The following is a 16,018-nucleotide window of genomic DNA, read 5'->3' as shown; positions in this document are numbered from 1 at the left end:
ATGGTTAGCTCTCTGCGTTTTTAATGATATATTATAATCATTAGTTACTTAATTTAATATAAGTTTAATGATTAAACACTAAAGTGTTATTTTCATTTAAAGTTTGGTTCCTTTACAAAGGCATTTTTTCCTAGGCTATATAGATTATACCGAGGTGATATGTTTTTCATAGTTATGTAATCCATTGTGAATTCTCCGTCCCAGGGTTGAACCGATATGTATTGGTTATCGTATATATTGATAACATATTTTTCATTAATTTTTGTGAACTCAAAAAAAATCTTATATTTGGGCTTTTGGGTTAAAAATACAGGTTTAGATATAAAGTTTGGTTTCCTAAGCTCTTTTAAAAAATTTTTTATTAATTCTATATCTTCATTGTTAAGATATTCGGTTTTATAGAAATTTGTATCAAGTATTCTAACATTTACATCCTCATTTAAGGTTAGGTTTTTAGCCAAGAGATTTGTATAATAGTAATTGTTTGGTTTTTTTCTATTAAGATAAAAGTTAGTAGATAAAATGATGCCTACAATTAAGATCAATGCTAAAAATATAAAACTTCCTTTTTTCAAGACATTCCACCTCTTTCAAATTTCTATATAAAAATATGCTAATTTCGTATTTATTATTACAAAACTGAAATAAACATTAAGGTTTGTTAAAAGTTAAAAAAAGAAATGGATAAGCAAATTTGCTTATCCATTAAAATATTAGTTTATTTTATTATATTTTTAATTTTAAATCTTAATTTAAAATAAAGATAATTAAGTTAATGTTATTGTTATGATACTTCTTTAAAATTTTGACCTAAGTTTTGAGAGATTGAGTGCTCTTTGTTTCCAAAAGCAATACAGGAAATAAAGAATGCTATTAATGAAGGAATAAACCAAGCAAAACCTAAATTGCTTAAAGGTATTGAATTTAAAAGTGTGCTTATAAAAGCAATACTAGGCACTAAAGAGTTTACAGTACTTAAAATTGAAAATATTAAGGCAGTATAAACAGTAATAGCTATAATTTTATTATTTTTGATAAAATTCTCTAAAAGATTTATTACAATTAAAATAATTACTACAGGATATAATATTTGTAAAATAGGAGAAGCAAGTGAGACTATGATATCTACACCTTTTAGGGATATTATCATGCTGATTATTGTAATAATAACTACATTTACAGTGTAAGAAATTTTTCCCTTAGAAAGTTTGGTGAAAAAGTCTGCTCCTGTAGAAGTCAATCCTATGGAGGTAGTTAAACAAGCTAGACCTACAGATATAGATAATGCAATAGTCCCAAAGTTTCCAAGAACATATTTAGAAATATCTGAAACTAATCTTGTTCTAGAAGTATCTCCAGGTAATATACTATTAGTTTGAGCTCCTAAATATAAAAGACCTCCGTATATAAAGCTCAAGCCTATAACAGCTACTATAGAAGAAGCTACTGTGACACGTGCTATTTCTGAAGAGGTTTTATAACCTTTGCTTTTTACAGAAGATATAATTATAGAAGCAAAAATTACTGAAGCCATAGCATCCATAGTTTGATATCCTTCAAGAAGAGAGTTAGAAAATACATTAGTATAGTTAGTATTATATATTTCTCCTATAGGACAAACTATACCTTTTATTATTATTAATGATAACATTATTAAGAGAACAGGTGTTAAAAACTTACCTATATTATCTATTATAGAATTAGGCTTCAATACAAAAGCAAGGTTAATTAAAAAAAATAATAAAACTGCTACGAAGGGATTCATATTAGGAAAAAAAGGTTGTAAGCTCAGTTCAAAGGTTGTAGCAGCGGTTCTAGGAATAGCAAGCATTGGACCTATAGCAAGTATCAATGCAGAGGTAATAATTAAGGAAAAATCTTTTCCAACTTTACCAGCCATTGACATAAAATCACCATTACTTTTTATACAAGATAAAATTCCCATTAAAGGTAATCCTACTCCTGTAGCTAAAAATCCTAATATAGATGGAAGATATTTAGAGCCTACTGCTCGTCCAAGAGTAGGTGGAAATATCAAATTCCCAGCTCCGAAGAACATAGCAAATAAGGCAAAGCCTATTACAAAATAATCTTTTACTTTACTTTTCATATCAAAACTCCTTTTATTTAGAATATATACATATAAGATAATATCATAAATAGACAAGATTACATAATAAAAAATCAAAAAAATATATATTTTGTGTAAAAATTAAGCTAAATTAAGCATATCAATATTGTTTCCCATTAAAATTAATATATTATTATAAAAAAAGTGGTTAAAATAATAAGGAAATAGGGTTGAAAATAAGGAGGGGCTAATGTGGGAAATAAAAATAGCAGTAAAACTGATATGATATCAGAAAAACGTTCAAGAGAATTTAGCAAGGTTAATATGAAAGCTTTTGAAGACATGGGCATGCCAAATACGGATAAAAAGAGGAAGTCTGGAAAAGGATTTCCTATAAATCAATTCAAATAAATTATAAGGAGATAATAAATATGGATAAAAAAGCAAACAGTAAGAAAAAGTCTACAAATAAGATTAATGAAAAGTATCAGAAAGAGATTCGTAAAGCCAATATAGAAATAGGTGAAGAATTGTTGCCAAAAGAAAGAAAGAAAAGATCTGGAGTGAGATAATAAGACTAAGGTGATGTTATAAAGGAAAATTTACAAACTATAATAAATAAAAACCATGCATACAAGGGAACATATTTCCCTATTTATGCATGGCATTTTGTTTCTATAGAGGACTTTTAGGTGTTCTACACTAGCCATTTTTTTATATTGAAGAAAATTTCACATCATTTCATTATACAATTATGAACTAATATAAATATAAAAACATATTATGAATATAGAAACCAAAGATATAGAATAATTAATTTGTTGAAAAAGGATGTGAAATAAATGAATTATGATGATAACTGTAAAATAGATATTAGAACAGATTCTGATAACAATGTATGGGAAGCAGATTGTTATAATACAGATGAAAATTATAAGTGGGATGATGGGTTTTCATGGAATGAAAAAGAAAATATGTCTTCTGCGGTTGAGGATGAAACATCAAATAATGATTTTGATTGGAATAAGGATGAATTTTGGAGAGAGGATTTTATAGAGAGAAATTTATTGACAGAAGGAGTACATTCTAATCAGGGAGTGGAAGGAGCTGAAATAATTGAAGAAACACAAGATTTTCAAAACTTACAGAATGTAAAAGATAATAGCGTAGAAGATAATATAGAGGATTCTGCAAATGTAGAGAATGAGGATAAATATACAAAAGACTCTACAGAATATTTAAATGAAGTTTGTATTAAGCCTCTAGAGCATATATTAGAACAGCTATCAAAATTAGGAGCAAAAGATATAGAAATAGGAACAGAAAAACAAGGAACAATATTGGAAGCAAGAATTTTAAGTATGGAAAACTTTTTGGTTGGGGTACAAACTCCCTATAATTATTCTATAATTCCACTTCATAAGATAGTAGGTATTTATTCAAGAGATTTGCCAAAGGTAGACTTGCTATCTTCACTTGAAGATGAAAAAACAGATAGAGTTCAACATTGCGAGAAAGCGCTAAGAGAGTATTTTAGTAATAAAATAGGAAAAAATTTTAAAGTAAATACTTTAGCTTTGGATGAATTGTTCAGAACTATAAATGGAACTGTAACAAAAGTGGGGAAAGGTATATTGGTATTAAATAATACTGTAGCAATACTTCTAGATAAAATAGTATCTATAGAAAAAAATAAGAAAGATATTGATGCAATTGGGTAATAAATGATTTAGAGGAGCAGACTTGTACATCTGTTCCTCTAAATTTTTAAATTAAAAAAGTTTATATAAATTTATTTTTTGCATAAATTAAGAAATAAAACTGTGTTTTAATAAAGCATTAATTTGATATAATTAATTAAATATAAAAATGAGGTAATAATTATGTTAAAAGTTTGTTTATTGGCACCAGGAGGAATGATGCCTCTTCCTGATAGATATTTAACATCCCTAATTATTAACTGCAGAGGCAGCATGATTCTTATTGACTGTGGAGAGGGAACTCAAATTCAACTTAAAAAATTAAAATGGGGTATAAAGGCTATAGATATAATTTGCATTACTCATTTTCATGCTGATCATGTAGCTGGTTTACCAGGTCTTTTAAGTACCATTGGTAATGCTGATAGGAAGGAACCTTTAACTATAATAGGGCCTAAAGGATTAAAAGATGTAGTAAAAGGTCTTACAGTAATAACTCCAATACTGTCATACGAATTAAAACTAATTGAAATAGATGAAGAAATTAAAAATCTTAAGTTTAAAGATTATATTGTAAATGCAATTTCTGTGGAACACAGCATAGACTGTCTAGCATACAGCATTGAAGTCAGGAGAGGAAGAAAATTTGATAAGGCAAAAGCAGAGAAAAACAATATTCCTAAAGTTTATTGGAATAGACTTCAAAAAGGAGAAAAGGCTTATGAAGGAAATAAAATATTTACTCCAGATATGGTATTAGGTGAAGAAAGAAAGGGAATAAAGCTCTGCTATAGCACTGATTTAAGACCAAGTGAGAAACTTATTAATTTTTTAAAGGAGGCTGACTTATTTATAGGAGAAGGCATGTATGGGGATGACAGTTATTTAGAAAAGGCAAAAGAGAATAAACATATGCTTTTTTCAGAATGTGCAAGTTTAGCTAAAGATGCTAAAGTAAAAGAGTTATGGCTTACTCATTTTAGTCCTCTTCTTCAAAATCCAGAAGATTTTCTTGAGGAAACTAAAAAAATTTTTGAAAACACTAAGCTTGGAGAGGAACTTATGGTTAAAGAATTAATTTTTGAAAAATAGAATAAAGTATAAAGGTTAGTTAGTAGGGAAAATTAATAGTGAAAGAGAATCAAAAATAATAAAAAAGATATACACTATGGAGGAGCTTAATATGGCAAAGATGAAGGGAGAAAAGCATAAAAAAAGTATAAAAGTTGATGGTCACAGACCACAGGATGATACTCAAAAAAGATATAAAAGAACTCCGCCAAGATATACAAACTTTGATGGAGAGCCAATAGAATAATTAAAGTTTCTCAAGTTAAAGTCTGTGATTGTTAGAAGTTAGGTATTTATGCATTTTAATTTTTAATCTAATATTTTAATATCTAACTTCTAACTTACACTTTAATTTTTGTTCATTAGCATCTAGTGGATTCCATTCATTTTATGCTTTTATAGGTAATCTGTAGCGGCTTTTATGACTTCAGCATCAGAATTGTCAATGGCATCTAGGTCTTGAAGTTCTTGAATTAATTCTTTAACTCTCCCTTTATTTAGTTCAGTTGCAACTATTACAGTAGAAACACTTATTTGCTTAATATCCTTATCTGTATTCATATTTTATTACCTCCAAATTAAAGTGTATTAAAAATTATTTCCAACAAGCTGATTTTTATAACAAAATTTGTTCAAAAATGATAGGAGAAAGTAAAAACAAAAATAATTTTAAGAAGGCGCAAGGCAATATGAAATACATATAATGGTACCAGGGGTGAATATTTATGAATATGATGTCCCTGATAATAATAGCTATGATAGGAGAAGCTGTATGGGAAACCTTAAAAATGGTATGGCAAGAGAAGCATAGATTTAACTTTGATAGAATAGGAACTTTAATTGTTGGTTTAATATTGGCTTTTACAACTGGTATGGACATGCTCCAGTTGATAGGAATATCAACTAAGATTCCATATACAGGGATAATCTTGACAGGAATACTTTTATCTAGAGGTTCAAATTTTATGCATGATATAGTATCATCTATAAGTAATGTTTGTCAGAATACAAAATGTAGCATACCGCAAGAACAAGTGAAAAACAAAGTAAAAGTATGGAATAATACTAAAAGTAGAAAAGCTAGCTATAAATGAGATTTGTATTTAGGAAAGCTTCACTACGCAAAGAAGCTCTAATATTTCTGGCTTTAAAACCCATAAACCTTCTAAGCTCATTACTGTTCAGACAATAGAAGGTTCTTACGGTGTTTTAAATCCAGAAATAAAGAGCATCTAATGCTTGTTCAACGCTTTCTACAATGCAAATCCCATAAGTGATGTTGAAATATTTAATCAATTAGAACCGTAGGTTTTATTACGTTCATTGCAGCTTGCTAGCAATGGTGGATTATAATTAAGCTCTGCTTAATTATTTTTTTTTAAGAAAATTGCATTACAATTTTTTTATAAGCTAACCGTTGGTTCCATTATAGTAAGTGTGTTATTAAATGTGTCAAGATTTACAACGGCTCCAATAGGTATTGCCATTTTATAGATACCGTGGCCTGTTCTTAAATTTGTCATAAGAGGTTTACCTAAAGGAACAATCACATCATTTATCAAATCTTCATAAGTCCTTCCGTATTGAGGGGAACATTCTGTGCATTCACCCATGAGTATTCCTACACAATCCCTGAATTTTCCTGCAAGTTTTAAGTGATTTATATATCTATAGATTGTATTAATAGGTTCATGAACATCCTCTAAGAACAGAATCTTATCTTTAGTATCAATCTCATAAGGAGTTCCAAGAGTTCCTACAAGAGATGTTAGATTTCCTCCAACTATAGGAGCAGTTACATTACCCATAACTCTGCTTATAAGCGGAATTCCAGGAGGATTTTCTAATCTTCTTGGAGATATAATGGTGGAAGTAGCTGCAAAAAATTGATTGAAGTTATAAGGTACAGTAGAGTTTGAAAAGTCTATAAGGAGAAGACTGTGAAAAGTAATTAAGTTTGAAAACTGATATAAAGCATTAAGTAAAACAGTAACATCACTGTAGCCTGTAATAATTTTAGGATTTCTATTTATAAGGTTAAAATCAAGATAAGGTAAAATGCCAGCAACTCCAACGCCTCCTCTTGTTGGTATGATAGCTTTTACTCTTGTGTCTAAAAACATGTGCATAAGATCAGAAGCTCTTTCTTCATCACTTCCTGCAAGATAGCCAGTATATGAATATACATATTTGCCTAATATCACATTAAATCCCATACTCCTAAGTGTGGATATTCTGGCATTAATTATATTAGCATCTAAAGGACTGCCTAAAGTTACTATTCCAATGGTATCTCCTGCTTTTAGAATAGGAGGTCTTATTGCCAAGGATAATCACCTCTTAAAAGAAATTTAATCATATAAATTATTATATGATTTATGTTTTTATCAAGTTAATAAAAAACATACGAAAGTTTTCTTTTTTTTCATCATATATTTACTTAGGAGGTGAGTATATGGATAAAAAAGATTTACAAGAAATCATACATGAAGAAGTAGGGAAATCGTTAAAAGATCTTAGTGAGTGCTTTAAAAAAGAAGAGAAAAAAGAAAAGAAAAATACAGATTATATGAGTTTCATAAGATGTGGAGTTTTTTGTGTTTTTATGCTTTATTTATTATATTTGCTGTATAAAATTTCAGTAAGCATATAGATATAAATGGATTTTATTAAATAATATAGAATTTTAATAAATATCTGTGAGTTATACATGAGGAGGACTAAAAAATGAGTATTTTAAATTTAATAATTGTTTCTATGATTGCTGAGGCTGTTTGGGAGACATTAAAAATGGTATGGCAAAAAGGTAAAATTCACTTTGATAAAATAGGTGCTTTATTTATCGGAATAATTATAGCTTCAGCAACGCAAATGGACATGCTATCCATGTTAGGTATGCCATCATATATACCATATATAGGCATACTCTTAACAGGTGTACTGATTTCAAGAGGTGCTAATTTTATGCACGATCTTCTATCAGCAGTTAATAATATTCAACAAAATACTAAAAAAATGGACTATGATAATATAAAAAGCTCAAAAAATAGTTAATTTTATCACTTATGATTATGAATTAAAAAAATTTTATGTAAATGTTTTCCGAATGTTGACATATGTTTGCGCACGTGATACTATTATTAATAATAAATTAACACTTTTTAGACAATTTTAAAAATTAAAAATAAATATTGAGTTAAAAATTATGATGAAGACAAAACTGTCAACAAAGTTAATTACAGAGAACTGGGGTGGCTGAGAACCAGGTTAACTAGATAGCAATGATCACTTCGAAATTGTATAATTGAAATAAAGTAGGTTATATCGTGAGGCTACGTTAAAAAGCTAGGGTTTAATGGAACCTAAAAGAGCCTATTTCCGTGTGAAATTGTGAAGTAGAGTGGTACAGTGTAAAAAACACCTCTATATGTTTTATATACATGTAGAGGTGCTTTTATATAATTTCAAATTAGGGACATTAATAAAAGGGGGAAATTTTATGAAAAAGAAATTAGCATTGTTTCTAACAGCATTATTTGTTACAGGGGCAGTAACAGGATGCGGGAAAAACACACAAACTACATCAAGCAATGGAGGTGCAGAAACCATAAAGATAGGTTTAGATTATGAATTATCTGGACAAGCAGCAACCTATGGGCAAAGCTTGGTTCAAGGTATTGAACTAGCCTTTGAAGAAATAAACAAGGCAGGGGGAGTTTTAGGGAAACAGATAGAGCCTGTAAAAGTTGATAATAAATCTGAACCAGCAGAAGCTGCTAACGTTGCATCAAAGCTTGTAACTAGAGATAAGGTTGTAGCTATACTTGGTCCTGCCACATCTGGTAATACAAAAGGGGCGGCTCCAGTAGCTATTCAGAATAAGGTACCTTTAATTTCTGCATCTGCTACTGCTGATGATGTTACAGTAGATAGTAATGGTAAGGTTAGAGAGTTTATTTTTAAGACCTGTTTTAGCGATTCTTTCCAAGGAGTTATAATGGCTAACTTTGCTTATCAGGATTTAGGAAAGAAAAATGCAGTTTTACTTGTAGACAGTTCTAGTGATTATAGCAAGGGACTTTCCAAAAGTTTTAAAGAAACCTTTGAAAAGTTTGGAGGAAAGGTTTTAAGTGAAGAGGCCTATCAATCAAAAGATACAAACTTTAAAGCAGTACTTACAAATATCAAAGGATTAAATCCAGATGTAATATATTTACCTGGTTACTATGAAGAAGTTGGATTAATAATAAAACAAGCTAGAGAATTAGGAATTAATATTCCTATACTTGGAGGAGATGGCTATGAATCTCCAAAGCTTGTAGAGCTAGCAGGAAAGTCTGCGTTGAATGAAGTTTACTTTACAAATCATTACTCTTCAAAAGACACTTCATCAGAAGTTGTTAATTTCCAAAAAGCATTTAAAGACAAATATAACAAAGAACCAGATGCATTTAACGCTCTTGGATATGATTTAGCATATTTTTGTGTAGATGCCTTAAAAAGAGCTGGAGAAGCAGATCCTATAAAACTTAAAGATGCTATTGCATCAACTAAAGATTTTAAAGGTGTAACAGGCATAATTACTATAGATGAGAACCACAACCCAATAAAATCAATTACTATACTTCAAATGAAAGATGGAGAACAAATTTTCTTGAAAAAACTAGATGCTAAATAAAAACTAAATCAAAAGAATAACTAGCATTAAAGAGTACAATATGGATTTGAAACAGTATTTGTACTCTTTAATACAATTTAAAAAGGAAGTGATAAAGATGAGGCAATTTTTACAACAATTAATTAATGGACTTTCTTTAGGAAGTATTTATGCGCTGATTGCATTAGGATATACTATGGTTTACGGAATTATAAATCTCATAAATTTTGCACATGGTGACATATATATGTTAGGAGCTTATATAGGTTTTGCAGCTACAACCTTTTTTCATCTCAGTTTTATTCCTGCACTTCTTGTATCTATGTTTTCCTGTGCGATTATAGGCATTATAGTGGAAAAAGTGGCATACAAGCCTATCAGAAATTCTACTAGAATTGCTGCGCTTATAACTGCTATATCAGTTTCTCTTTTTATAGAGTATGGGACTATGTATTTTGTTAATGCTGAAACTAGGACTTTTCCACCGGTACTTGAAAATAACAGTATAAAGTTATTTAGCGGTAACGTAATATTAAATACTATAGATATATATATAATTGTAATTACTGTTATATTGATGTTGCTGCTTCAATATATAATTTATAAAACAAAGATTGGCAAAGCAATGAGAGCTGTTGCTATGGATAAAGAAGCTGCTCAGTATATGGGGGTAAGCATTGACAGGACTATATCTTTTACCTTTGCAATTGGTTCTGCTCTAGCAGGAGTTGCTGGAGTTTTAATAGGTGTATACTATAACTCTATTAATCCTTTAATGGGCGTAGTTCCTGGACTTAAAGCCTTTGTAGCTGCAGTAATAGGTGGAATAGGAATTATACCAGGAGCAGTTTTCGGAGGATATCTCCTTGGAATGACTGAAACTATGGTAAGTGCATATGGAGGATCATTATATAAAGATGCTGTAGCTTTTGCCATATTGATATTGATACTTTTAGTCAAGCCTAATGGACTTTTAGGCAAAAATGTAAAGGAAAAAGTATAGGAGGAGAGGAAATGAAAATATTAAGTAAAAATAATATAATAACTACTGCTTTAATACTTTTCCTATACTTATTAGGAGAAGTGCTAACAAGGATGGGAATCATAGACTCCTATATTATGCTTAATCTTGTGGTTATAGGCATTAATATAATACTAGCTGTAAGTTTAAATCTTATTACAGGGTTTACAGGACAATTTTCATTAGGACATGCAGCCTTTATGTCTATTGGTGCTTATGCTTCAGCTGTAGCAACTGCAAAATTAGGGTTACCATTCTCTGTCAGTTTATTAATTGGAGCAGCAATTGCTACTATTGCAGGAATTGTAATAGGAATTCCTACTCTAAGATTAAAAGGAGATTATCTTGCTATAGCGACACTAGGTTTTGGAGAAATTATAAAAATAGTTATTCTTAATAATGAGTATCTAGGTGGAGCCAGCGGATTTAATGATATACCACAGTATACAAATTGGACATGGTTATTTGCTATGGCTGCAGCCACTATTATTATAATAAAAAATTTTGTAGAGTCCAAAAGTGGAAGAGCCTGCATAGCAATTAGAGAAGATGAGATTGCAGCGGAATCTGTAGGAATTAATACTACTTTTTATAAGGTATTAGCTTTTGGAATAGGAGCCTTTTTTGCAGGAATTGCAGGTGCATTATACTCTGGATACTTTTATTTCATAAAACCAGATGCCTTTGGATTTATGAAATCTATAGATATATTAGTTATAGTGGTATTTGGTGGTATGGGAAGTATTATGGGTTCAATTATGGGAGCAGTAGTGCTCTCTATAATATCTCTTCTACTTCAAGGATTTCCGGAGCTTAGAATGGTTATATATTCAGTTATACTTTTCTTAATAATGGTATATAGACCACAGGGACTAATGGGAAATCATAAATTTAAATTATTTAAGAAGGGGAGAATTGAAAATGTCAGTAATTGAGGTAAATAATATTTCCATGTCTTTTGGTGGGGTAAAGGCAGTAAGTGAAGTAAGAATGAAAATAGAGCATGGGGAAATAGTTGGACTTATAGGGCCTAATGGTGCAGGAAAGAGTACTTTTTTTAATTTGCTTACTGGTATTTATAATCCCACAGAAGGGCAGATAATTTATAAGTTTGATGAGGAAATTTATCCTAGCAAAATAAAGCCTTATCAAATAGCTACTTCTGGCATAGCTAGAACATTTCAAAATATAAGGTTATTTGGTGAAATGACTGTGGAAGAAAATATAAGAGTGGGATTTCACAAAAATATTGAGTATAAGCTATTTTCATCTCTATTTAGAACTTCTTCTTATTATAAGGAAGAAGAGAAAGCCAATAAAAAAGTAAAGGAACTTTTACAGGTTTTTAATCTTTATGATAAAAAAGAAGAACTAGCCAAAAATCTGCCTTATGGTGAACAAAGAAGATTAGAGATAGCAAGAGCACTTGCAGCAGATCCTAAGATTTTACTTCTTGATGAACCAGCAGCAGGAATGAATCCAAATGAAACCCATGAACTTATGAATCTTATAAAATGGATTAGAGACAAGTTTAATATAACTATAATTCTTATAGAACATGATATGTCTCTCGTAATGTCTGTATGCAGCAAAATTTATGTGTTAGATTACGGAAGACTTATTGCAAAAGGAACTCCAGAAGAAATACAAAGTAATCCAGAGGTTATTAGAGCCTATCTTGGAGGTGAAAACTAAAGATGTTAGAGCTTGTTGATGTTAACGTGTATTACGGAGCGGTTCACGCTTTAAAAGGGATTAGTTTAAAAGTAAATCAAGGGGAAATTGTTACTTTAATAGGTGCAAATGGAGCTGGAAAGACAACAACACTTAAAACAATATCAGGAATATTGAAACCTAAAGTAGGAAAGGTAGTTTTTGAAGGAAATGAATTAAATAAAGTGCATGCAAATAATATGGTTTCACTTGGAATTTCTCATGTACCTGAAGGAAGAAGAGTATTTGCTAATATGTCTGTTATGGAAAACTTGGAGATGGGAGCTTATTCTAGAAAATATAAATCTGAAATCAAAAAGGATTATGAAAAGGTATTTGAAATTTTTCCAAGGCTTTTAGAACGTAAGAGTCAGATGGCAGGAACGCTGTCAGGAGGAGAGCAGCAGATGCTTGCTATAGGACGTGCTCTGATGTCAAGACCTAAATTGCTTCTTCTAGATGAACCTTCTATGGGACTTGCACCTTTAGTTGTTAGACAGATATTTTCCATAATAGAAGATATTAATAAATCTGGTACCACAGTGTTGCTTGTAGAGCAGAATGCTTCCATGGCACTAAAGATTGCCCATAGGGCTTATGTAATACAGAATGGACGTGTTGAAATGGAGGGCAGAGCATCGGAACTCTTAGAAGATGAAAGCATAAAAAGTGCATATCTTGGTGCTTAAATTATTGAAGGAATTATTAGTCATGTGCCACCAGCTTAGCTGGTGGATTTTTTATTTGCTGATTTACAAAATAAAAAAGACTTTGAAAAATTCTTCAAAGTCTTTTTGGTGCCGCTGGCGAGAGTCGAACTCGCACGGTTTCCCGTTCGATTTTGAGTCGAATGCGTCTGCCATTCCGCCACAGCGGCACATATCACAAAAATTATAATATCATATTAGCTAAATTAAGTCAAGCACCAATATTTATAAAGATGATAATATCTATAGATATTATATTGAACAATTATCAATGGGCAAGGTTAAAGATTTTGTTAAATTATACTTAATATTTTACCATTCTTATTGATATAAATAAAGAAAATGAGTAAACTAGTTATAGTAACTATGGAAAAACGGTTGTAATGTGCGATGAAATATGGAGGTTTATAAAAATGAAAAAGGAAAGATTATTAATACTTGATGGGCATAGTCTTATGTATAGAGCTTTTTTTGCTTTACCTGATCTTACTAATTCTGAAGGTATGCATACAAATGCTATATATGGTTTTATAAAAATGCTTTTGAAAATGAAGGAAGAAATAGAGCCAGATTATATAGTAACCTCCTTTGATAGAACAGTTCCTACTTTTAGGCATAAAGAGTATGATGACTATAAAGCTGGAAGAGAAAAGATGCCTTCAGAGCTTAGAGAGCAGTTCCCTGTGCTTAAGGAATTGCTAGAAAAGTTGGCTATAAATATATTTGAAATAGATGGTTTTGAGGCAGATGATTTGATTGGTACTTTATCAAGATTTGCAGAAGAGAGAGGCATCGAGGTTTATATTGTAACAGGAGATAGAGATGCTCTTCAGCTTGCTACAGATAATGTAAAAGTTGTTATAACTAAAAAGGGAATAAGCGAGAAAGAAATTTATGATAAAAATAGGATGATAGAAGAATACGGAGTTACTCCTACTCAATTTATAGATGTAAAGGGACTTATGGGAGATAAATCTGATAATATACCAGGAGTTCCTGGAATAGGAAGCAAAACAGCTTTTAAACTTATAAAAGAATATGGAAGCATAGAAAACTTACTGCAAAATATAGATAATATAAGTGGTAAGAAGATAAAAGAAAATCTCATAGAGAATAGAGAACAGGCTATTTTTAGTAAAAAACTTGCAACAATAGTTACAGATGTACCTATTGATATAGATCTAGACGATATAAAATCTAAGGAAACTTATGATGTAGAGGGAGTTAAACAGATTTTTAAAGAATTAGAATTCAAGTCTCTTTTAGAGAAATTGGAAGAGAAAGATAACACGGATTCTAAAGATAAAGAGGCTACAAATGAAAGTGAAGAAATTTCTAAAGTAAATTATGAAGAAATAAAAAGCACAAAAGCATTTTCAGAGTTAATAGAAAATATTAATAATATAGTATATCTTCAATTTGAGTTTATTGATGCTTCCATCTATTCTAAGTCCAAATTTAACAAAATTTATTTAAGCTTCGATGATAAAGTATATATAATCAATATTGAAGAGATGTATAAAGAAAATGAAGAAATGTTATTATCTCTACTAAAAAAACTTTTTCAGGATGAAAATATACAAAAAGTATGCCATGATGCTAAGATGGCTTATGTAGTCTTAAAAAAGAATAAAATAAGTTTAAAAGGGGTAATTTTTGATACAAAAATAGCTGCTTATTTAATAGAACCTTCAAACAAAGATTACATATTAAAAGAAATGATAAAAGAAAAACTTAATATAAATATCGAAGGGGAAGAAGATATTGTTAAAGTTAATGAAACATATTATTTAAAAAATTTATACAAGAAGTTAGATGAAGAAATACATAAATTTAATATGGAAAAGTTATTCTATGAAGTAGAACTTCCGCTTGTAGAGGTTTTAGCGGACATGGAGTATGAGGGCTTTAAAGTTGATGAGGAAAAGCTCATTGAAATAGGAAAGAAATTTAAAAAAGAAATAGAGGCTTTAGAAAAAGAAATCTACTCTCTTGCAGATGAAGAGTTTAATATAAAGTCTCCAAAGCAGCTAGGAAAAATTTTGTTTGAAAAGCTGGATCTACCAGTGGTGAAAAAGACAAAAACAGGATATTCCACTAATGCTGAAGTCCTAGAAAAGTTAAAAGATAAACACCCTATAATATCAAAAATTCTAGAGTATAGGCAGATAACCAAGTTAGATTCAACCTATGTAGAAGGATTAAAAAATGTAATAGATGTAGATAATAAGATACATTCTAGTTTTAATCAGACTGTAACTACTACGGGAAGACTATCAAGCACAGAACCAAATCTTCAAAATATACCTATAAAGTATGAAATGGGAAGAGAAATAAGAAAGGTCTTTGTACCAAATAATGAAGAATGTGTTATACTTTCTGCAGACTATTCTCAAATAGAGCTGAGAGTGCTTGCTCATATTGCAGAAGATGAAAAACTTATAGCAGCATTTAAAAATCATAGTGATATTCATACTATGACAGCTTCTGAGGTATTTAAGGTGCCTGTAGATGAAGTAACTCCACTTATGAGGAGTAACGCAAAAGCAGTAAACTTTGGAATAGTGTATGGTATAGGAGCATTTAGCCTTTCTGAAGATATACATGTGTCTAGAAAAGAAGCTCAGGAATTTATAGATACCTATTTTGATAGATATCCTAATATAAAAAAGTATATAGATAATACTATAAAGCAGGCTGAAAAAGATGGATTTGTAACGACGATAATGAATAGAAGAAGGCATATACAGGAAATACAGTCCAAAAACAAGATGGTAAGGGCTCTTGGAGAAAGGCTTGCTATGAATACTCCAATACAAGGAAGTGCAGCAGATATTATAAAGTTAGCTATGGTAAATGTCTACAGAGAACTTAAAAAAAGAAATTTAAAAAGTACTCTCATACTTCAGGTCCATGATGAATTAATATTAAATGTATATAAAGATGAACTTGAAGAAGTAAAAAATCTTGTAGTTGAAAAGATGGAGAATGTTATGAAGCTTTCAGTTCCACTAGAAGCAGATGTGAACATAGGGGAGAGCTGGTACGAAGCTAAGTAGAGGAAGCTTAATGATTATT

The 16,018-nt window shown here is 30.3% G+C and carries 18 protein-coding genes and 1 tRNA gene; 14 read left to right on the top strand and 5 right to left on the bottom strand.

Annotated elements, in window-relative coordinates; translation table 11 throughout:
- Positions 1-92: 92 nt before the first annotated feature.
- Entirely contained in the window at positions 93-575 is a 483-nt protein-coding gene (locus CPAL_RS12425) for a DUF4883 family protein (RefSeq protein WP_061857169.1), read from the bottom strand.
- A 209-nt stretch (positions 576-784) separates the two neighbouring features.
- Positions 785-2,110 carry a branched-chain amino acid transport system II carrier protein gene (gene brnQ, locus CPAL_RS12420; RefSeq protein WP_106024753.1) on the bottom strand — a complete coding sequence of 442 codons (1,326 nt, stop codon included), beginning with the start codon at positions 2,108-2,110 and terminating at the stop codon, positions 785-787.
- Positions 2,111-2,323: 213 nt separating this feature from the next.
- Between brnQ and CPAL_RS13980 the strand changes: the two genes are divergently transcribed.
- From CPAL_RS13980 to CPAL_RS14210, 5 genes are all read left to right on the top strand, one after another.
- A complete protein-coding gene (locus CPAL_RS13980; protein ID WP_165815350.1) occupies positions 2,324-2,482 on the top strand; it encodes a hypothetical protein in 159 nt (52 codons plus the stop codon).
- A gap of 20 nt (positions 2,483-2,502) precedes the next feature.
- Positions 2,503-2,643 carry a hypothetical protein gene (locus CPAL_RS13975; protein ID WP_156473356.1) on the top strand — a complete coding sequence of 47 codons (141 nt, stop codon included), beginning with the start codon at positions 2,503-2,505 and terminating at the stop codon, positions 2,641-2,643.
- 270 nt (positions 2,644-2,913) lie between these two features.
- The gene (locus tag CPAL_RS12415) at positions 2,914-3,792 is read left to right on the top strand and encodes a hypothetical protein (protein ID WP_061857167.1); all 879 of its coding nucleotides are present in this window, start codon (positions 2,914-2,916) and stop codon (positions 3,790-3,792) included.
- Between the two features lie 162 nt (positions 3,793-3,954).
- Positions 3,955-4,863: a ribonuclease Z gene (locus CPAL_RS12410; protein ID WP_061857166.1), complete on the top strand. Its 909-nt coding sequence runs from the start codon at positions 3,955-3,957 to the stop codon at positions 4,861-4,863.
- Between the two features lie 91 nt (positions 4,864-4,954).
- Positions 4,955-5,089 carry a hypothetical protein gene (locus CPAL_RS14210; protein ID WP_273093011.1) on the top strand — a complete coding sequence of 45 codons (135 nt, stop codon included), beginning with the start codon at positions 4,955-4,957 and terminating at the stop codon, positions 5,087-5,089.
- Between the two features lie 149 nt (positions 5,090-5,238).
- Here the strand turns inward: CPAL_RS14210 and CPAL_RS13970 are convergent, their stop codons facing one another.
- Positions 5,239-5,403, bottom strand: coding sequence for a hypothetical protein (locus tag CPAL_RS13970; RefSeq protein ID WP_156473355.1), 165 nt, complete (start codon positions 5,401-5,403; stop codon positions 5,239-5,241).
- A 164-nt stretch (positions 5,404-5,567) separates the two neighbouring features.
- On the opposite strand from CPAL_RS13970, the gene CPAL_RS12405 reads away from it, so the two are divergent.
- Positions 5,568-5,936, top strand: coding sequence for a hypothetical protein (locus CPAL_RS12405; RefSeq protein WP_061857165.1), 369 nt, complete (start codon positions 5,568-5,570; stop codon positions 5,934-5,936).
- Between the two features lie 309 nt (positions 5,937-6,245).
- Here the strand turns inward: CPAL_RS12405 and CPAL_RS12400 are convergent, their stop codons facing one another.
- Entirely contained in the window at positions 6,246-7,169 is a 924-nt protein-coding gene (locus CPAL_RS12400) for a S66 peptidase family protein (RefSeq protein ID WP_061857164.1), read from the bottom strand.
- 128 nt (positions 7,170-7,297) lie between these two features.
- Between CPAL_RS12400 and CPAL_RS12395 the strand changes: the two genes are divergently transcribed.
- The 7 genes from CPAL_RS12395 to CPAL_RS12365 all read left to right on the top strand — a co-directional run bounded on the left by CPAL_RS12395 (position 7,298) and on the right by CPAL_RS12365 (position 12,922).
- On the top strand, positions 7,298-7,495 hold the full coding sequence (locus tag CPAL_RS12395; RefSeq protein WP_061857163.1) for a hypothetical protein: 198 nt from the start codon (positions 7,298-7,300) through the stop codon (positions 7,493-7,495).
- A 74-nt stretch (positions 7,496-7,569) separates the two neighbouring features.
- Positions 7,570-7,896 carry a hypothetical protein gene (locus CPAL_RS12390; protein ID WP_061857162.1) on the top strand — a complete coding sequence of 109 codons (327 nt, stop codon included), beginning with the start codon at positions 7,570-7,572 and terminating at the stop codon, positions 7,894-7,896.
- 445 nt (positions 7,897-8,341) lie between these two features.
- Positions 8,342-9,520, top strand: coding sequence for an ABC transporter substrate-binding protein (locus tag CPAL_RS12385; RefSeq protein ID WP_106024752.1), 1,179 nt, complete (start codon positions 8,342-8,344; stop codon positions 9,518-9,520).
- A 97-nt stretch (positions 9,521-9,617) separates the two neighbouring features.
- Positions 9,618-10,502: a branched-chain amino acid ABC transporter permease gene (locus tag CPAL_RS12380; protein ID WP_106024751.1), complete on the top strand. Its 885-nt coding sequence runs from the start codon at positions 9,618-9,620 to the stop codon at positions 10,500-10,502.
- A gap of 11 nt (positions 10,503-10,513) precedes the next feature.
- Entirely contained in the window at positions 10,514-11,455 is a 942-nt protein-coding gene (locus tag CPAL_RS12375) for a branched-chain amino acid ABC transporter permease (RefSeq protein ID WP_106024750.1), read from the top strand.
- Positions 11,442-12,215 carry an ABC transporter ATP-binding protein gene (locus CPAL_RS12370; RefSeq protein WP_106024749.1) on the top strand — a complete coding sequence of 258 codons (774 nt, stop codon included), beginning with the start codon at positions 11,442-11,444 and terminating at the stop codon, positions 12,213-12,215. The genes CPAL_RS12375 and CPAL_RS12370 overlap by 14 nt, the downstream gene beginning before the upstream one ends.
- Positions 12,216-12,217: 2 nt before the next feature.
- On the top strand, positions 12,218-12,922 hold the full coding sequence (locus tag CPAL_RS12365; protein WP_061857157.1) for an ABC transporter ATP-binding protein: 705 nt from the start codon (positions 12,218-12,220) through the stop codon (positions 12,920-12,922).
- A 106-nt stretch (positions 12,923-13,028) separates the two neighbouring features.
- Here the strand turns inward: CPAL_RS12365 and CPAL_RS12360 are convergent.
- Positions 13,029-13,110 (bottom strand) — tRNA-Leu (locus CPAL_RS12360).
- A 243-nt stretch (positions 13,111-13,353) separates the two neighbouring features.
- Here CPAL_RS12360 and polA point away from each other — a divergent pair.
- Positions 13,354-15,999, top strand: coding sequence for a DNA polymerase I (gene polA / locus CPAL_RS12355; RefSeq protein WP_106024748.1), 2,646 nt, complete (start codon positions 13,354-13,356; stop codon positions 15,997-15,999).
- Positions 16,000-16,018 lie beyond the last annotated feature (19 nt).

This window comes from Clostridium thermopalmarium DSM 5974 (assembly GCF_002995795.1).
Lineage (GTDB): Bacteria > Bacillota > Clostridia > Clostridiales > Clostridiaceae > Clostridium_H > Clostridium_H thermopalmarium.
The sequence above is the reverse complement of the archived record's forward strand: the minus strand, read 5'-3'. Positions and strand labels throughout refer to the sequence as shown.